Raw genomic sequence first — 18,217 nt, forward strand, 5'->3', positions numbered from 1 at the left:
TCACTTCCCTTTGCGAGCACCTGATGTGATTCAGCTCAGTGGAACTGGCCTTCTTCGGTGGAGCCCTTCAACGCCGCCGTGGAGGTGTTCGGGTCCACGGTGGTGGCGATGGTGTCGAAGTAGCCGGCGCCGACCTCACGCTGGTGCTTGATGGCGGTGAAGCCACGCTCGGCGGCGGCCTTGAACTCGCGCTCCTGCAGGTCGACGAAGGCGGTCATGCCCTCGCGGGCGTAGCCGTAGGCCAGGTCGAACATGCCGTAGTTGAGCGAGTGGAAGCCGGCCAGGGTGATGAACTGGAACTTGAAGCCCATCGCGCCGAGTTCACGCTGGAACTTCGCGATGGTCGCGTCGTCCAGGTGGGCCTTCCAGTTGAAGGACGGCGAGCAGTTGTAGGCCAGCAGCTGGTCCGGGAACTCGCCACGGACGGCCTCGGCGAACTTGCGCGCGACCTCGAGGTCCGGCACGCCGGTCTCCATCCAGATGAGGTCGGCGTAGGGGGCATAGGCCTTGGCACGCGCGATGCAGGGCTCGATGCCGTTCTTCACACCGAAGAAGCCCTCGGGGGTGCGGGTGCCGTCCAGGAACTCCCGGTCGCGCTCGTCCACGTCCGAGGTGATCAGAGTGGCGGCCTCGGCGTCGGTGCGGGCGATGATCACCGACGGCACGTCGGCGACGTCGGCGGCCAGACGCGCGGAGGTCAGGGTGCGGATGTGCTGCTGGGTCGGGATCAGCACCTTGCCGCCCAGGTGGCCGCACTTCTTCTCGGAAGCGAGCTGGTCCTCCCAGTGCACGCCGGCGGCGCCGGCGGCGATCATGGCCTTCTGCAGCTCGTAGGCGTTCAGCGCGCCACCGAAGCCGGCCTCGGCGTCGGCGACGATCGGGGCCAGCCAGTTGGAGACGGCGGTGTCGCCCTCGACCTTGGCGATCTCGTCGGCGCGCAGCAGCGCGTTGTTGATGCGGCGGACCACGGACGGAACCGAGTTGGCCGGGTACAGCGACTGGTCGGGGTAGGTGTGGCCGGACAGGTTCGCGTCACCGGCGACCTGCCAACCCGACAGGTAGATGGCCTTCAGGCCGGCGCGGACCTGCTGGACCGCCTGGTTGCCGGTGAGGGCGCCGAGGGAGTTGATGTAGTCCTCGTTGTTGACGAGATCCCACAGGATCTCCGAGCCGCGGCGGGCGAGGGTGTGCTCCTCGACGACGGTGCCCTGGAGCTTCGACACCTGCTCCGCGGTGTAGTTACGGGTGACGCCCTTCCAGCGGGGGTTGGTGTCCCAATCCTTCTGGATTTCCGCGGCGGTCCTCGGGGTGCCGGTGGTCGACATCTGTGACTCCACTTCTTCGTTCGGTCCATGCCGCCCGGTCGAGCTACGAGGCAGCTCGTACTGCTGAAGCGGCAATTTGCAGGCTTGCTAGGCCCGTGGGGTGTACTTCCACACGATGGCACACGAAGAAATGGCCGTCTACCTGTTGTTCATGTGAATCTAAGCTAGCTTTCCAAGCCGCTTTGCTAACCCTGCAAAATTTGCCCCCGAATTGCAAAGGTGCGATCTACTGGCGGGTAGCTCTGACGTGGGGTTTTAGCGTAACGCTTGTACTGTTAGCGACCGGCGAGCGGCCCCCGCCCGGAGAGCCGTGCGCGGCCCGACTGTGAGCACCTTCACAAGCCCGCTGTGGCCGGCGCCACGTCCAGGATCCGACCGTTCCAGCTCACGACGAGGCATTCACCGGATGCACCGCGCGCCAGTGTTCGGCTATGTCGAGGCGTCGGGTGATCCATACCTGGTCGTAGGACTGCACGTGGTCGAGCAGGCGTTCCAGGGCGGCGGTGCGGGCGGGGCGGCCGATGAGGCGGCAATGCAGGCCGATCGAGAGCATTTTCGGGCTGCCCTCCGCCCCTTCGCGGTAGAGCACGTCGAAGGCATCGCGGACGTGTGCGAAGAACTGGTCGCCGGTCGGGAAACCGGCGGGTGAGGCGAAACGCATGTCGTTGGTGTCCAGGGTGTAGGGCACCACCAAGTGGTCGCGGCCGTGCACGCGCACCCAATAGGGCAGGTCGTCGGCGTAGGAATCCGAGTCGTAGACGAAACCTCCGTGCTCGACGACCAACTCCCTGGTGTGCGGGGAATCGCGACCGGTGTACCAGCCCAGCGGCGCGGCGCCGGTCAACTCGGTGAGGATGCGCACCGCCTCGGCCATGTGCGCCCGTTCGGTGTCGCGGTCGGTGAGCTGGTAGGACTTCCAGCGCAGACCGTGGCAGGCGATCTCGTGGCCGAGTTGCCGGAAGGCCGCCACCGCCTCCGGGTTGCGTTGCATGGCGCGAGCGACCGCGAAGATCGTCAACGGCAGGCCGCGTCGCTCGAAGACGCGCAGTACCCGCCACAGCCCGGCGCGTGAACCGTACTCGTAGAGCGACTCCATGCTCATATGACGGTTCGGAAACGCCTCCGCGGGCGTCATTTCCGACAGGAACGTTTCGGAGTGGTCATCACCGTCGAGGACGTTGTTCTCGCCGCCCTCTTCGTAGTTGAGTACGAACTGAACGGCGATCCGCGCCTTCCCCGGCCATTTCGGGTCCGGCGGATTCGGGCCGTAGCCGACGAAATCCCGTGCATCGCCCGCCGTCACGCTGCACTGCCCCCTCCGGCCCGACCGCTCACGACCACGCCCCGTCGCCGCTCGGCTGCCCGCCCTGGAGCTTGGCTCCTCACGACCGCACCTGGTCGACGCTCCGCTCCCGCAGGAGCGGTGCGCGGTATCGACTTCCGCTCGCCGCGCATCCTCACGCGCCGAGTTCGCCGTACAGCCGCAGCCGCGCCAGCCCGCCGTCCGGGTAGATATCCAGACGGACCTGCTCCACCGACGCGGCCATCGGTGCGATCGGGAACCGGTGCCTGGTATCGGGTTGCAGCGCGGTGCGCGGCAACAACTCCAGCTCGGTGCCGTCGTTGGTGCGACCGGTGAGCCGGGCCGCGCCCGGGCTGTTGCCCAGGAAGTAGGAGGTGTCGAGTTCGGCGAGCCGGATCAGTCCCGGACCGGCCAGGCGGATGCGCACCCAGTCGTTGCCGTCGTCTCTGCGCCGCGCTGTCTCCCAGCCCTCCCCCATGGTCCGGGCCCGGCCGGGATACAGCAACTGGTTCGGCGAGCTGTAGAAGCGGTTGGAGCAGTCCAGCACCAGCGCGCCGTTCTCCAGCGCGGCCAGATCCAGTGGGCCCAGTCCGAGTAGTCGCGGATCGGGCCTCCCCTCGCCGTGCACCCGCAGCCTGGCCACGCCGCCGTCGGGATGCATGGTGAGTTTCACGTGCGTCCAGCGCTTCTCGTTCTCGACGGAGAACAGGTTGCGGCTGTCGCCCGCCACCGGGGAGCGATCGACCAGCATCACCCAATCGTCACGCGCCGCGATGGATTCCGCGGATGGGTAGTCCTCGATCTCCAACGCCGAAACCGAGACGGCGGGCGGGTAGTTGCCCGTGAACCACGCGGTGTCCACGACGATCCCGCGGATCACGCCGGGCACGCCGAGTCGCACGATCGCGGAGTCGTCGCCGGGGCGCCCTCGGTGTCTGCGGGTCTCCCAACCGTCGTAGATCTGCCCCTTGTGCCCGAAGGTGGACGGTTGGAACCGAGGCGGGCCAGGGTTTATCAGATTCTCCTTCTCCGCGAAGAATTCGTCGCTCGCCCAGATCACCGAGCCGCCGATCGGCCGGGCGGCCAGATCCGGCAGTAGCGTGAACTCCTCGTCGTCGCCCCGGTCGCCCATCGCTTCTCCCGTGTCGGTAGGGACCGTCCCGTTCGGATGGCCGGTCACGGCGTCTCCGTCGGCAGCGGCGCGCGTGCCGCCAAGGCGCGCAACACCGCCTCGGTCAGTTCCGGAGCCCCCGCGTCCGGACGGGCGCCGCATTGGATGCCGCGCAGTACGGTGGCGGCCAGCGCTTCCGCGGTGGCGGGCTCGTCGACGACGTCGCCTCCGCGCCGCGCCAGGTAGTCCCGCAGGCGCGGAACCGCCACGTCGATGGCCCCGCGGAAGAAGTCGTAGGTGGCCAGCCAGCGCGTGACCAGGTGACCCGGGTGCATGTCCCAGCCCTGGTAGTACCCGCGTCGCAACGCTCGCGCGACCAGGCGGTGATGGTTGCGCAACGCGGCTTCCGGGTCGCCGTCGGGCACGACCTGAGTGGAGCCGTCGCACACCCACACCCCGGTCTGCGCGGCGGCCACCTGCATGACCGCCTTCGCGTAATCGGCGGCCGGGTGGTCGAGCGCTTGGTCCGGCGCGGCGACGCCACAGGCGGCGGTGTAGTCGTAGGTGCCGAAATGCAACGCGCTGCAACGTCCCTCGGAAACACTGAGCATCGAGGCCACCGGCGCGGTGCCGTCCGCGGCGATGATCGCCTGCGGACTCTCGATCTGCAGCTCGAAGCGCAGGCTGCCTTCGGTGATGCCGTACGCACGCTCCAGCCCGACGCACAACTGCACCAGAGCCGTGACTTGCTGCACAGCGCGAATTTTCGGCACCGTGAAGACAAAACCCTCTGGTACCGCGCCCGCGCCCTCCAACACGAGGTCGAGTGTGCGCAGCGCGCGACGACGCTCACCGCCGGCCAAACCCTTCATCCGGATGCCACTGCGGCCCGGTGCGTCCGAACGCCGCGCCCAGGCCGCGAGCGCGGCGCCCGCCGCCGCGGCCGCGCGATCCTCCTCGGCGTCGGGGCGCAGGCCGTAGCCGTCCTCGAAGTCGATGCGCAGATCCTGGACCGGGTCCACTTCCAGCCGTTTGCGCACGTCGGGCAGCGAACCCGTCTCATCGAGCGTGGCCAGCAGGTCGTGGTGGCGGTCGAGCAGTTCTACCGCGGTCGCGCCCCATTCCCTCGGCGTCTCCTCGGCGATCCGGTCGGCGGGGACGTACACCGTGTGGATCGGTTGCTGCCGCCCGTTCGATCCGGGATATCGGCGGCGCAGCTCGGCGTCGGCCCCGTCGAGCATCGACTCTATCCGCGCGCGAACATTTTCCGGCACCTTCATCGTGACCCCTTCTCGCGCAGCGCGGCCCAGATCCGGTCCGCGGTCATCGGCAACCGGTCCAGCCGCACGCCGACCGCGTCGCGAATCGCGTTGGCCAGCGCGGGCGCCACCGGGTTGTACGGCGACTCGCTCATCGACTTGGCGCCCAACGGGCCGAGCGCGTCGGCCGTGTCGGCGAAGTACACCTCCGTGCGCGGCACGTCGGCGAACTGTGGCACATGGTAGTGCCGCAGGGTTCGCGCACCCACCACCCCGCGCGCACTGCGCATGTCCTCGTACAGCGCCGTGCCGATGGCCTGCGCCGCACCTCCCTCCACCTGCCCGCGGCACTGCACCGGATTGAGCACCGTGCCCGCGTCGGCGGCCTGGATCGACTGGAGGATGCGCACCGAGCCGGTGGCGGGGTGCACGGCCACGCGGAAGGCGTGCACGTTGAAGCTCACCGACCTCGGGCTGCCCCCGTGCTCGGCGTGGGCGGTGAGGTCGCCGCCGGTCAGCAGCTCCCGCGCGTCGAGCAGCCGGTCACCGCAGTGCACGCCGCCGGAGGTCAGCACGCAGTCGCCCTCCGGAACACCCGACAGTTCGGCCGCTCTGGCCAGGAGCAGTCCCCGCAGTGCGCACGCCGCCGCGTACACGGCTTTGCCGGCGACCACGATGCCGGTGGACCCGAACGCGCCGGTGTCGAAGCCGACCAGATCGGTGTCGGCGTGCCGGACCACGATGCGAGCGACCTCGGTGTCCAGCGCGGTGGCCGCGAGCTGGGCGTGCACGGTGGTGGTGCCGTTGCCGAACTCTGCGGTGCCGACTCGGATCTCGTAGCGTCCGTCGGGTAGCAGCGACGCCGTAGCCGCCGACCGGTGCCCGCGCGGCGGGATGGTCGCGATCATCGCGGCGGCCATGCCGGTGCCCACTCGCCACTGCGGGCCAGGCGCGTGCACGTCGTTGCCGCGCAGCAGCGCCCGTTCGGCGAGGTCGAGACACTGGTCGAGGCCGTAGCTGCCGAACTCGAGGTCGCTTTCGTTCACCGCCGCGCCGACGAACCGGTCGCCGGGCGCCACGACGTTGCGGCGGCGCAATTCGAACGGGTCCATGCCCAGCGCGTGCGCGAGTTCGTCCAAGGCCGACTCCACCGCGAAGATCACCTGCCCGAGCCCGTACCCGCGGAACGCTCCGGAAGGAACGTTGTTGGTGTACACCGCCTGTGCGTCCACCCGCTTGTTGGCGCAGCGGTACAGCTCCACCGACTCGCCGACGCCGTGATACATCACCCCGCCGCTGTGGTTGCCGTAGGCGCCGGTGTCGGCGAGCACGTCGACGGCCAAGGCGGTCAGCACGCCCTGCGCGTCGGCCCCCGCCGTCACCGCGACCCGCATCGGGTGCCGGCACGTCGCGGAGGTGAACTCGTCCGAACGCGTGAACTCGTACTGCACCGGCCTGCCGGTGCGCAGCACGGCCAGCGCGATCAGGTCCTCGGCCAGCATTTCCTGTTTCGCGCCGAACCCGCCGCCGACCCTGGCCGCGAACACCCGCACCCGCGTCGGCGGCAGACCGAACAGGCGGCACAGTTCGTCGCGGACGAGGAACGGAACCTGGGTGCTGCACCGGATGACCAGCCGCCCGGCGTCATCCAGCCATCCGACCCCGCCGTGCGTCTCCAAGTGCACGTGCTGCCCGCGCGGCGAATGCCATACGCCCCGCACGACGTGAGCCGCGGCGGCCAAGCCTGCCTCGACGTCGCCCACCTCACCGTGCAGTTCGGCGACCAGGTTGCGGCCCGGATCGGCGATGCGGGCCGAATCCGGCTTGTCGACGTGCAGTTTCGGAGCGTCCGCGCCCAGCGCCTCCCGGGGGTCGAACACCGCGGGCAGGACCTCGTAGTCGACGACCAGCAGCCGGCACCCCGCACGGGCGAGCGCGACGCTGTCGGCCACTACCGCGGCCACCCGCTGCCCCACGAATCGGACGGTCCGGTCGAGCACATAGGTGTCGTCGGGGTCGTCGGTGCGCAGCTCGTGCCGCGCGGTGGAGAACGGCAGGTCCGGCGCGTCGGCATGGGTGAGCACCGCGTGCACGCCCGGCAGGGCCTCGGCCGCGGCGGTGTCGATCGAGCGGATTCGCGCATGGGGATGCGGACTCGTCAGCACCGCGATATGCAGCGGGGCGGTCGGCGGTGTGGTGGCGGCATCGCCCGATCGGGGGTGGTCGGCAGCGAGAACGGCGGCCGATGGGAGGTCCAGGGTGAACGGCTCGCCGCCGCAGACGATGCGGGGTCCGGCCGGGGCGCCGACTCCCGCACCCGCGCCCACGGTGGTCGTCGCGGTGGGATCGGGGGCGACGGCGGCGGGGTCGTCCGGGGTGAGCGGCTCACCCAGGGCGGCGCGGATAGCACGGTAACCCGTGCAGCGGCAGAGGTTTCCCTTCATCAGTTCGGCGAGTTCGTCCCCTGACCGCTCGGCGCGCTCATCGGCCCCACACCCCAGTCCCGCGGCCGTGACCACCATGCCCGCGGTGCAGAACCCGCATTGGAATGCGGCGTTGTCGATGAATCGCCGCTGCACGGGGTGCGGGCGCTCGGGGGTCCCGAGCCCGGCGGCGGTGGTGACGGAACGTCCGGCGGCCCGGTAGGCGGGAAAGACGCAGGAGTGCACCGTCGATCCGTCGACCAGCACCGAGCAGGCCCCGCAATCGCCCGAGTCACATCCCTTCTTCACCGCCAGGTTGCCGCTGTCCCGCAGCACCGTACGCAGGCACTGCCCCGGTAGCGCCTCGATCTCGACTGGCCTGCCGTCCACCTCCAACCGCATCACGGCCCCCGCAGTTCCTCGGCGACCTCGCGGGCGAGCAGCCCCGCGACGTGCCTGCGCCACTCCGGCGACCCGTGCGGGTCGTCGAACCAGAGTTCGGGGCCGATCGTGCCGAGGGCGTCGTGGATCTCGCGCTCGCTCGGCGGTGCGGCGAAGTCCAGGACGACCGGCTTGGTCGTGGCGGCCGTGATGGTGACCGCGCTGCGGCCGTCCCGTTCCCGGCGTCCCATCACGACGGCACCGGACCGGCCGAGCGGAGCGAGCGCGATCTTCCGGAAACTGGTGTGTGCCAGCAGACTCGCGCGCGGCAGGAGAATCGAGCGCAGCACCTCACCGCGCCGCAGCGCCGTGCGTCCCGGACCGATCACGAACTCCCGCAACGGAATACGCCTGTCGACCCGATCCGCCCCCCACACCGTCGCCATCCCGTCGAGCGCGACGAGCGCCCCGAGCACCGCGCCCGCGGGCAGCGCGAGGCAGACGTTGCCCCCGACGGTGGCGGTGCGCCAGATCTTGTGCGAGGCCAGCAGCGCCCGGCAGGACGGAGCGAACAGCGCGGTCCCCGGCCAGGCATTGTGCAACACCGGCATCCCCAGCTCACGCCCCGGCGCGGCTGCGGCGAACTCGGCCAGGGTGCAGGTCGCGGCGATCTCCAGTCCGTCGTCCACGGCCTGGAGCGCGGGCCACCCCAGGCCGGTGATGTCGACCAGGCGCACCAGCTGATCCTGGGGTTCGGAGAACAGGAAGGTCCCTCCGGCGAGCACTGCGGTCGACGCGCCGAGCAGCGCCAGGTCTTCCCGTTCCCGGGCGATCACCACCTCGCGGATCGTGTCCAGGTCCACGTCTCACCTCGTTCCGGCCTCTCCGTCACCGTAGAGCCAGTCGGTTGCCGCCATATTGCGCGCGACGCACGTCAGGTTGCGCGGCAGTTACCTCGCCGCACGACGACCGCCCGCCGCCGCGGCCGAGCGCTCCCTCCGCGACACCACAGCTCCCGCCCACCGCACGCAGGCCGTGCGAGCCGACACTGCTTCAGTATCGCGCGTCCGGGCTGACCAGGCACGACGCCCCGCCCGCAGATTCGATGGAGATCTCCCGCGGAGGCCGGTTCACCCGGCCTTCGCGATCAACGCCGCCTGCGCTCGCGCCACCTGCGTGGCGACCACATCCATATCGACCGTCCGGACCTCGCCGTCGCGCACCACCTCGCGTCCGTCGACCAGCAGCGCCGCCAGCGGCGGGGCCGAGCCGAGCACCAGGGCGGTGACCGGGTCCGCGATCCCGGCGTGCGCGGCCGTGTCCACCCGCCACAGCGCCAGATCCGCCAGCTTGCCCACCTCGATCGACCCGATCTCGGCGTCCCGGCCCAGTACTCGCGACCCGCCGATGGTGGCCAGTTCCAGCGCGGTGCGCGCGCTCATCGCGCGCGGTCCGCCCCGGTTGCGCGCCCACAGCAACGCGTGCCGTGGCTCCTCGATCATCGAACCGGACTCGTTGCTCGCCGCGCCGTCGACGCCGAGCCCCACCGAGACGCCCGCGCGCACCAGGTCGGCGATGCGGGCGACGCCCGCGCCGAGCCGCGCGTTCGAGGTCGGGCAATGCGCCACGCCGGTCCCGGATTCGGCCATGGCGCCGATCGCGTCGTCGTCCAGGTGGACGGCGTGCGCGTACCAGACATCCGGGCCGAACCAGCCGAGCCGCTCCATGTACCGCGCGGGCGTGCAACCGAAGGTCGCCACGCAGTAGTCGTGTTCGTCGACGGTCTCGGCGAGGTGGGTGTGCAGCCGGACCCCGGTGGCGCGGGCCAGCGCCGCCGACTCGCGCAGCAGGTCCGGGGTGACCGAGAACGGCGAGCACGGCGCCAGCGCGATCCGCAGCATGGAGTCGAACGACGGGTCGTGCCACCGGGCGATGGCCTCCGCGCTCGCGGCGAGGATGTCGTCCAAGCGCTCCACCAGATGATCGGGCGGCAACCCGCCCGCGCTGACCCCGAGGTCCATCGAGCCGCGGCAGGGGTGGAACCGCAACCCGACCTCGGCCGCCGCGGTGATCTCGGCCGCGAGCGGATCACCGCCGTCGCGCGGGAACACGTAGTGGTGATCGGTGGTGGTGGTGCATCCGGTGCGCGCGAGCGCGGCGAGCGCACCCGTCGCCGCCACTCGCACCCCGTCCTCATCGATACCCGCCCACACCGGGTAGAGCGTGCTGAGCCATTCGAACAGCGTGTGATCGGTGGCCAGGCCGCGGGTGATCCATTGGTAGAGGTGATGGTGGGTGTTCACCAGCCCGGGAGTGAGCAGGCAGCCGCGCCCGTCCACAAGCCGCGCACCCTCGCCGAGTGCCGGTGCGTCGCCTTCGCCGACCGCGTCGATCCGATTTCCGCGCACGACGACGTAGCCGCGCCGATACTCGGTCCCGTGCGCGTCGACGGTCGCGACGGCGCAGTCCGCGACGACGGTCACCTGGTCCACGCGGGACCGGCTTCCGGCGCGTCGGCACGCGCCACGGTGGCGTGGATCAGCCCGTAGGGACGGTCGTCGGCGTGGTAGACCTCGCCGCGATTCTCCATGCCGAAGCGGGCCAGGTCGTAGTCGAAGTGATGTTTGTTCGGCGCCGCGAGCCGGATCTCGGCCAGCACCGGGTACGCCGACAGCGCGGACTTGCCCATCTCGAACAGTGTCTGTTGCAGCGCCTTCGAGTGCAACGTCGCGAAGGTCTCCACCAGCCGCGCCCGCACACCGGTGTAGACCTCGTCCCAGTCGATGCCCGCACTGTGCGCGAACCGCCACTCGGCGACCAGCGTGGTGGCCAGCATCCGATCGTCCGTCGGCGCGAGCACGGTGAAGTCGTCGGTCAGGAAGTCCGTGAACTGCGAGCCGGTCGACTTCAAAATGGTCAGATCCTTCACCCCGCCGACGACCCACGCCTGCCGGTCGGCGCCGCTGCCCACCACGGTGACCGCCGCGGTGCGCACTTCGGGACCGCCGCGCACCCAGGTGTGGTCGTGCTCCACGCCGCCCACCGGCACGCGCCGCCAGGCATATTCGTCGACCTCGACGCGCGCGCTGCGCACCGGTTCGATGTCGGCGACGAAATGATCGGCCAGCGCCAGCGCGTAGTCCTCGATTCTCCGCAGGCCCGGCTGTTTGGCGAAGGCGTAGGCGGTCTGCTTCTGCGAGTCGGTGGGCAGGACCTTCGCCTGGTCGCCGGTGACGTACGCGTCGGCGAAGTCGCCGCGCAGCACTGTGGAGACGTTCACATCGCGGATCTCGTGCCGTGCGCCGTCCCGGCGGATACGGACGATCCGGTTCTCCGCCTTGCCGTAGCGGTGGTCGGTCAGCACGATCGGCCCGGTCAGTTCCATGCTCGGCTCAGCTTCCTCGATAGGTGGAAAAGGCGAAGGGCGACAACAGCAACGGAACGTGATAGTGCCGCTCCTCGGTGACGGCGAACGCCACTGTCACCTCGGGATAGAAGGTCTCGACCTCCCGGCCCGCGAAGTATGCGCCGGTGTCGAACACCAGCCGATAGGTTCCCGGCTCGATCGTTTCGCCGAACGCTCCGATCCGCCCGTCGATGTCCGTTTCGCCCGAATCGATCTGCCGTTCACCTCGATACAACGTCACTGTGACGCCCATGGCGGGCGCGCCGCGCACCGCGTCCAGCACGTGGGTACTCAGCGTGCTCACGGCCGATCCGCCAGCATCGCGTGCAGCCGGATACGGTTGATCTTTCCCAGTTCTGTTCGCACGAAGCGCCTTTCGGTTTCGGGGTCATTGCGTAGCCGGGCGTTGAGCAGCGCGAGCAACTCCTCGGCCGACTTTCCGCTCGCGCACACCAGGTAGATGTGCCCGAACCGTTCCTCGTAGGCGCGGTTGCCTTCGGCGAGCGCCGCGCGTACGTCCTCGGCGGCTCCCGCCACACCGGCCTGTTCCCGCGCCGAAACCGCGCTGTGCGGCCGATCGCCGATGCGCGGGTGCCCCGCGAGCGCCAGGTCGAGTTCGGACTCCGGCAGTCGCGTCAACGCCGCGTCCGCCGCGTCGAGCAGCGCCTCGACGCTCCGGTACGGACGGCCTGCGACCAGCGACCGCGCCAGACCCGGGGACGAGCAGCAGCCGAAGATCGCCTGATAGGCCGCGTCGTCGGACAGCGCGTCGAAGGCCGCGATCCCGGGTCGCTGATCCGTCATCGGACCAGCATCGAATACGACCCGGCGAGCCGCCACCGGAACGGGACGGAACCCTTTCGGCGTGTCGCCCCGGGAAGCCGCCTGAGCACCGTTTTCACATCGTGCGGGGCAAACCGCGCGGTATTACCGTTTATCCATGGCCGACTCCGATCGTCCCGCCGTGGCACCCTGCGCGGGCGTTGTGCTCGCCGCGGGCGCCGGAACCCGCTACGGAAAACCCAAGGTGCTCGCCGAGGACGGCGCGTGGCTGCGAGCGACGGTCGCCGCGTTACGCGACGGGGGCTGCGATCCGGTGATCGTGGTGCTCGGTGCGACCGGACCGACGCCGCGGATCGTCGATCTTCCGCCGGGCGTGCGGCACGTGTGGGCCGCCGATTGGGCTACCGGCCTCAGCGCGTCACTGCGTGCGGGGCTGATCGCCGCGGCGGCCACCCCCGCGCGCTATGCCGCGATCATGCCGGTGGACACCCCCGACGTCGGGGCCGACGTGATCGCGCGGGTGCTCGCCGCCGCGCTCACCGCCCCGAGCGGCTTGGCACGCGCTGTGTTCCACAACACACCCGGCCACCCTGTTGTTATCGCCCACAAGCACTGGAATGCGATTTCTGGGTCCGCCGCCGGAGATTCCGGAGCCCGCACCTATTTGACCGGGAGAAACGATATGGTGTGCGTCACGTGCGACGATTTGGCGACGGGCGTCGATCGTGACTTCCCGGCCACGACCGCACGGTGATCGGAGCTAGCTGATGCGGGACATCGTCGACGACCTGTTGCGGGTGTGGCACTCGGGCCGGACCGGCGGACTCGGCACCGTCGTGCGCACCGTGGGCGCCGCCCCGTTGCCGGTGGGCTCGGCAATGCTGGTCGACCCGGAGGGGGGTGTCTACGGTTCGGTCGCCGCGGGCGGGCTGGAGGAGATCGCCTACGAGGCGGTGCTCCAGGCAGCGCGGACCGGCCGTCGCGCGATGCACCGCTTCGGCGTTGCCACCGGCCTCGAGGCGGGCGCGAACGGCGAGGGGATGCTGGACGTCTTCACCGAACCGTTCTCCCGAAGACACTTCCCGGAGTTCCCGGATGTCGCCGCGGAGATCGCGGCACACCGCAGGGTCACCGTGTTCACGGTGGTGTGGAACTCCGATGCCGACCTGATCGGCCAGCACCTGATCACCGACAAGAAGCACGCCACCGAACTGGTCGCGCTACCGGATTCGGACGTGTTCGTCGCCTCGTTCGCCCCGCCGCCGCGGCTGATCGTCTTCGGCGCGAATTCCTTCGCCGCCGCGCTGACCGTGCAGGCCGAATTGCTCGGCTACCGGGTGACGATCTGCGATTCGCGCCCCAATTTCGCTACCCCGGAGTCGTTCCCCGGCGCCGAGGTCGTGGTCGACTGGCCGCACCGCTACCTCAACACCCTCTCCGCCGCGGGTGAGATCGACAGCAGCACAGCCATAGTCGTGCTCTCGCACGATCCCACCTTCGAGATTCCGCTGCTCACCGTGGCGCTGCGACTACCCGAGCTCGGTTATCTCGGGGCGATGGGATCACGACAGGTCCACATCCGGCGCATGGAGGACCTCCAGGCCTGCGGTTTCAGTGCCGAGACGCTCGCGCGTCTGCACTCGCCCGCGGGCATGGACATCGGCGCGCGCACCGCGCCGGAGGTGGCGGTCGCGATCGCGGCCGAGCTGCTGGCCGCCCGCGCCGCGCAACCGGTGCGCGCGGTCGATCCCTACAGCGGCGAAATCCCGGTCACGCCGAAAACCGCGGTCGGGCTCGGTATCTGATCACTTCAGCCCGGGATTCTCGGCATACACCTCGCGCAGCACCGACAGGTCGAACAGCTGCTCGGCCTTGATATCTATCTTCGCGGTGCGCAGCGCGGCGATATTCTGTTCGATCAACGCGTCGGTCATGGTGAGCAGGCCGTTGGCGACCGTGTCCGGTGAGACCACCAGATCGTTCTGCGCGATGGCCTGTTTCGTCTGCTCGGCCAGATCCAGCTTTTGATCCTTGCCATAGACCTCGACGGCGAGCCGGGCCGATTCGGCCGGGTCGGCCACCGCGTCCTTCCAGCCCTTGATCTCGGCGACCAGGAACGCCTTCAGCTTGTCGCGCTCGTTGTCGATGGTGGACTGCGCGACCGTGAGGGTCTCGGCGACCAGCGGCAGATCGAAGTCGGCGAACAGGAAATGCGTGTTCTGGAAGCCCTTCGCCGCCAATGTGATCGGCTCGTTCGTCACATAGCTGACCCAGCCGTCGACCTCGCCGTTGGCCAGTGGGGTGGGATCGAATTGCGCGGGCACCACGGTGACGTCACCGGGCTTCAACCCGTTGGCGGTCAGCAACGCGTTGAAGATCAGCTGGTTGGTGTCCTGCACACCGATCTTGCGGCCCTTCATGTCCTCGGGCGACTTGATCGGCTTCGCCGCGGAGGAGACGATCGCGAACGGATTCTTCTGATAGGTGGTGGCGACGATCTTCGCGGGCAGTCCCTCCAGGATCGCCGGTGCGGTGGTCTGCGGCGCGGACAGGCCCAGCCACACTTTCCCGGTGTCCAACCCGGCCTCCACCGAAGTGCTGGCCGCGCCACCCGCGATCAGCTCGACCGAGCCGAAACCGGCTTCGGTGAAATAGCCTCTGGCGTCGGCGAAGTATTCACCCGCGAATTCGATGTTCTTCAGCCAGGACAGCTGCACCGCGACGCGGCCGTGTTTCGATCCGTCCGGAGTGGAGCCGCCCGGCGCGTCGCCGGCATTCCCGCCGCAGGCGGCCAGCGCCCCCGCACCGCCGAGCGCGGCCCCGGCGAGCGCGGAGTAACGGAGAAACGAGCGTCGGTTCAGGTGCCCGAACGTGGAGCGTTGCACGGGTGTCATGGGCCGAATCTAAGGGGAAGGCGTTTCGTTTTCTTTACTTTGGCGTTCCGAGCGCGAATTCGCGCGAATATCATCGGTCGGACATATCGGTCAGCTTCGCCCGGCTTCGGGTCCGAACCGCGCGAGCACCAGATTCTCGACCACCCCGACGATCGCGTAGAGCGCCACCGAGACCAGGGTGACGATGACGATCGAGGCCCACAGCTTGCTGTATTGGAACGTCGGGATGGCGCGGATCAGGCTGGCGCCCAACCCGGTGCCGCTGCCCAGCCACTCCCCGAGCAACGCCCCGATCAGCGCGCCCGGCACCGAGATCCGCGCCGCGGCGAACACCGAGGGCAGCGCGGCGGGCACGGCCACCATGCGCAGCCCGGTCCACCGCGACCCGCCAAAGGCGGTCACCAGCTCCAGCGCTTGCCGCGGCGCGCTGCGCAGGCCCGCCATGATCATGACCAGAGCGGGGAAGAACACCACGATCGCGGCGAGCACCGCCACCCCGGCCAGGCCACGGCCGAACACCAGCACGATGATCGGCGTGAGCGCAACCAGCGGCACCGAGCGCAACAGCATCGCCACCGGAAGGAAGGTCTGCTCGACCGCGGCGAACGACACGAACAGCGCGGCGACCACCAGTGCGGCGAGCATGCCCGCGCCGAATCCGATGGCCGCGTCGCGCAGCGTGATCCGCAAGTCGTCGATGATCGCTTCCCGCGCGGCGTCGGCGCCCTGCGCCGTCACCAAGTAGGTCCAGATATCGCCGGGCGTCTTGCCGACCCGCGGGCCGACCTGCGGGAACGCCTTCAGGAAGACGTACCAGATCCCCAGCATCAACAGCAGCGAGGTGCACAGCGGGAACAGGAAGACCCCGATTCGGCGCAGGAGGTTCATCCGGCGTCCTCCACATTCGCGGCCGAGACAAGGCCCGTCGCATGGCTTTTCATCGCGCCTCCTGCGCGGTCCACGGAGCGGCCATCCGGGCGGCCAAGGCTACCAACGCGTACCCGAGTCCGGCCAGCGCCGCGGCGGCCAGCGCCATACCCCAGGTGCGCGGCACGTTGTAGGACGTCTGCGCAGCGGTCAGCGCCACCCCGATACCGCTGTCCACGCCGCCGAGATACTCGCCGATGATCGCGCCGAGCACGGCCGAGGGCGCGGCGATCTTCAACGCCGCGAAGGTACTGGGCAACGCCGAAACCGCCCGCACCCGGTACAACTGCTGCCAGCGGCCGCCGCCGTAGGCGCGCACCAGGTCCAGACTGGTCCGGTCGGCCGAGCGCAGACCGGTGACGGTGCCGACCATGGTGGTGAAGAAGCAGTACATCGCGGCGAGGAACACCGTCGGGGTGCGTCCGCCGAAGACGACCAGGATGATCGGGCCCAGCGCGAGCAATGGAGTGCAGTAGCTCAGGATCGCCAGCTGGGTGGCCAGCGACTCGATCGGCGGGATCAGCACGATCAGGATTGCCAGCGCGATGGCCAGGCCGTTGCCCCAGACGAATCCTTGCAGCGCGCCGAGGGCGGTGATCCGGAAATTCGGGCCGTACAGATCCCATCCGTCGGTGTACATGGTGTGCAGCACTCGCCAGGGGCTGGGTATGGTGCCGCCCGCGACCTCGAACGCCGCCAGAGCCCACCACACGGCGACCAGTCCGAGCACGCCGAGCGCACCACCGAAGCGCTTCATGCCACCCCTCCTTTCCCCGAGGTCCCGAACAGCAGCTCCGACAAGTAGTCGTGCAACTTGTGGAACTCCGGCGTGCGCATCATCTCCGGCAGTCGTGGGCGCGGCAGATCGATCTCGACCAGTTCCAGCACCCGTCCCGGCCGCGGGCTCATCACGGCCACCACGTCGGACAGGAACACCGCCTCCGCGATGCCGTGCGTGACCATCAGCGTGGTCGCGGGCTTCTCGGTCCAGATCCGCAGCAGCTCCAGATTGAGCCGCTGCCTGGTCATGTCGTCGAGTGCGCCGAACGGTTCGTCCAGCAGCAGCACCGCCGGCTGCACCACCAGCGCCCGCGCGATCGAGACACGCTGGCGCATACCGCCGGACAACTGCGCGGGTTTGGCCTTCTCGAACCCTTCCAGCCCCACCAGCCGGATCAGGTCATCGATCCGATTCGCCTCCGGCGTGATGCCCGCGACTTGCAGCGGCAGCTTGATATTCGATTCCACCGAACGCCACGGCAACAGCGCCGAATCCTGGAAGGCGATGCCCAGCGCGTGGCGTCCGCGCAGCTCGGCGGGGGTCGCGCCGTCGATCAGCGCCTTGCCCGCGGTCGGCGTCTCCAGCCCGGCGAGAATGCGCAGCACGGTCGACTTGCCGCAGCCGGAAGGACCGAGCAGCGACAGGAAGGCACCCTGCTCGGTGTGCAGATCGACGCTCGCCAATGCCTGCACGGTTTTCCGCCCGACCCGGAAGGTCTTGGTCAATCCGCTGAGATGAATCCCGGTCCCCCCGGCGGCGGCGCTGTCCGTGCTCATGACGGCCACCCTAGGAGCACGCCATTGCACCGATATTGCGAATCGCGCCGCCAGATTGCGCAATCGTTAAGGTCCGCACCGCGGCCGCGAGATGGATTTCGAATCGCGGCGATCCGATCCGGATGAGAAACGGCCCGCCGCGGGTTGCACGACAGGTGAACCCGATCCTCACGCTGCTCGACGCCAAGTTGCACATCGCGGGCTCGGAGATCCTCTGGCGCGAAGTGATCGGCAACGGCTTCGGCTTGGCCTCCGCGATCGGCGGCATGCGGCGGCGCGTCTGGGCCTGGCCGGTCGGCATCGCCGGGAACGCCCTGCTGTTCACCGTGTTCGTCGGCGGCGTCTTCCACACCCCTCAGCAGCTGAACATGGCCGGGCAGGCCGGACGCCAGCTGATGTTCGTCGCGGTCAGCGTGTACGGCTGGTGGAGCTGGTACCGCCACGCGGCGCGGCAGACCGGGCTCGAGCATCGCGGCGTCGACCCGCGCTGGGCCAGGACGCGCGAACGCGTCGTGCTCGTGGCGGCGATGCTCGTGGGCACGGTGGTGTTCGCCCAGCTCTTCGAGTGGCTCGGTTCCTACGGTCCGTGGGCCGAGGCGTGGATCTTCACCGGCTCGGTTCTGGCCACCTACGGCATGGCCCGCGGGCTGGCCGAGTTCTGGCTGATCTGGATCGCGGTCGACCTGGTCGGCATCCCGCTGCTGGTGCGCGCGGGCTACTACCCCTCGGCCGCGCTGTATTTCGTCTACGCGGGCTTCGTGGCCTGGGGATTCCTCGTCTGGACACGCGGCATGCGGCCGGACGCCGAGACCCCGCGGCCGCTGACGCCCGCCACCGCGGAGTAGGCC

The 18,217-nt window shown here is 69.5% G+C and carries 17 protein-coding genes; 3 read left to right on the top strand and 14 right to left on the bottom strand.

Features of this window, described 5'->3' with window-relative positions:
* Nucleotides 1-35: 35 nt before the first annotated feature.
* The 10 genes from aceA to uraD form a co-directional block, all read right to left on the bottom strand.
* On the bottom strand, nucleotides 36-1,325 hold the full coding sequence (gene aceA, locus K8O92_06105; GenBank protein ID UAK33524.1) for an isocitrate lyase: 1,290 nt from the start codon (nucleotides 1,323-1,325) through the stop codon (nucleotides 36-38).
* Nucleotides 1,326-1,710: 385 nt separating this feature from the next.
* A complete protein-coding gene (gene puuE, locus K8O92_06110) occupies nucleotides 1,711-2,628 on the bottom strand; it encodes an allantoinase PuuE (protein ID UAK33525.1) in 918 nt (305 codons plus the stop codon).
* A 154-nt stretch (nucleotides 2,629-2,782) separates the two neighbouring features.
* On the bottom strand, nucleotides 2,783-3,760 hold the full coding sequence (gene alc / locus K8O92_06115) for an allantoicase (protein ID UAK35473.1): 978 nt from the start codon (nucleotides 3,758-3,760) through the stop codon (nucleotides 2,783-2,785).
* Between the two features lie 44 nt (nucleotides 3,761-3,804).
* On the bottom strand, nucleotides 3,805-4,980 hold the full coding sequence (locus K8O92_06120) for an aldolase (GenBank protein ID UAK35475.1): 1,176 nt from the start codon (nucleotides 4,978-4,980) through the stop codon (nucleotides 3,805-3,807).
* Between the two features lie 35 nt (nucleotides 4,981-5,015).
* Nucleotides 5,016-7,823: a molybdopterin-dependent oxidoreductase gene (locus K8O92_06125; protein UAK35474.1), complete on the bottom strand. Its 2,808-nt coding sequence runs from the start codon at nucleotides 7,821-7,823 to the stop codon at nucleotides 5,016-5,018.
* Complete coding sequence (locus tag K8O92_06130) at nucleotides 7,823-8,665, bottom strand: FAD binding domain-containing protein (protein UAK33526.1); 843 nt, start codon at nucleotides 8,663-8,665, stop codon at nucleotides 7,823-7,825. Before K8O92_06130 ends, K8O92_06125 begins: the two co-directional genes overlap by 1 nt.
* Nucleotides 8,666-8,932: 267 nt before the next feature.
* Nucleotides 8,933-10,294, bottom strand: a complete 1,362-nt coding sequence (locus K8O92_06135; GenBank protein UAK33527.1) for an 8-oxoguanine deaminase — start codon at nucleotides 10,292-10,294, stop codon at nucleotides 8,933-8,935.
* Nucleotides 10,282-11,187, bottom strand: coding sequence for a urate oxidase (pucL, locus tag K8O92_06140; GenBank protein UAK33528.1), 906 nt, complete (start codon nucleotides 11,185-11,187; stop codon nucleotides 10,282-10,284). The genes K8O92_06135 and pucL overlap by 13 nt, the downstream gene beginning before the upstream one ends.
* A 7-nt stretch (nucleotides 11,188-11,194) precedes the next feature.
* Nucleotides 11,195-11,512, bottom strand: coding sequence for a hydroxyisourate hydrolase (gene uraH / locus K8O92_06145; GenBank protein UAK33529.1), 318 nt, complete (start codon nucleotides 11,510-11,512; stop codon nucleotides 11,195-11,197).
* The gene (uraD, locus tag K8O92_06150) at nucleotides 11,509-12,012 is read right to left on the bottom strand and encodes a 2-oxo-4-hydroxy-4-carboxy-5-ureidoimidazoline decarboxylase (GenBank protein UAK33530.1); all 504 of its coding nucleotides are present in this window, start codon (nucleotides 12,010-12,012) and stop codon (nucleotides 11,509-11,511) included. Before uraD ends, uraH begins: the two co-directional genes overlap by 4 nt.
* A 136-nt stretch (nucleotides 12,013-12,148) precedes the next feature.
* Here uraD and K8O92_06155 point away from each other — a divergent pair, with 136 nt between their 5' ends.
* Nucleotides 12,149-12,745 (top strand): nucleotidyltransferase family protein, encoded by a 597-nt coding sequence (locus tag K8O92_06155; GenBank protein ID UAK33531.1) that lies wholly within the window; start codon nucleotides 12,149-12,151, stop codon nucleotides 12,743-12,745.
* Between the two features lie 13 nt (nucleotides 12,746-12,758).
* Nucleotides 12,759-13,796 carry an XdhC family protein gene (locus K8O92_06160; GenBank protein ID UAK33532.1) on the top strand — a complete coding sequence of 346 codons (1,038 nt, stop codon included), beginning with the start codon at nucleotides 12,759-12,761 and terminating at the stop codon, nucleotides 13,794-13,796.
* Here the strand turns inward: K8O92_06160 and K8O92_06165 are convergent, their stop codons facing one another.
* From K8O92_06165 to K8O92_06180, 4 genes are all read right to left on the bottom strand, one after another.
* Nucleotides 13,797-14,885, bottom strand: a complete 1,089-nt coding sequence (locus tag K8O92_06165; protein UAK33533.1) for an ABC transporter substrate-binding protein — start codon at nucleotides 14,883-14,885, stop codon at nucleotides 13,797-13,799.
* 90 nt (nucleotides 14,886-14,975) lie between these two features.
* Nucleotides 14,976-15,773 (bottom strand): ABC transporter permease subunit, encoded by a 798-nt coding sequence (locus K8O92_06170; GenBank protein ID UAK33534.1) that lies wholly within the window; start codon nucleotides 15,771-15,773, stop codon nucleotides 14,976-14,978.
* A gap of 49 nt (nucleotides 15,774-15,822) precedes the next feature.
* Nucleotides 15,823-16,569 carry an ABC transporter permease subunit gene (locus K8O92_06175; protein UAK33535.1) on the bottom strand — a complete coding sequence of 249 codons (747 nt, stop codon included), beginning with the start codon at nucleotides 16,567-16,569 and terminating at the stop codon, nucleotides 15,823-15,825.
* Nucleotides 16,566-17,369: an ABC transporter ATP-binding protein gene (locus tag K8O92_06180; protein ID UAK33536.1), complete on the bottom strand. Its 804-nt coding sequence runs from the start codon at nucleotides 17,367-17,369 to the stop codon at nucleotides 16,566-16,568. Before K8O92_06180 ends, K8O92_06175 begins: the two co-directional genes overlap by 4 nt.
* Nucleotides 17,370-17,524: 155 nt before the next feature.
* Between K8O92_06180 and pnuC the strand changes: the two genes are divergently transcribed.
* Nucleotides 17,525-18,214 (top strand): nicotinamide riboside transporter PnuC, encoded by a 690-nt coding sequence (pnuC, locus tag K8O92_06185; protein ID UAK33537.1) that lies wholly within the window; start codon nucleotides 17,525-17,527, stop codon nucleotides 18,212-18,214.
* Nucleotides 18,215-18,217: the final 3 nt, after the last annotated feature.

It is taken from the genome of Nocardia asteroides (assembly GCA_019930625.1).
Classification (GTDB): domain Bacteria; phylum Actinomycetota; class Actinomycetes; order Mycobacteriales; family Mycobacteriaceae; genus Nocardia; species Nocardia sputi.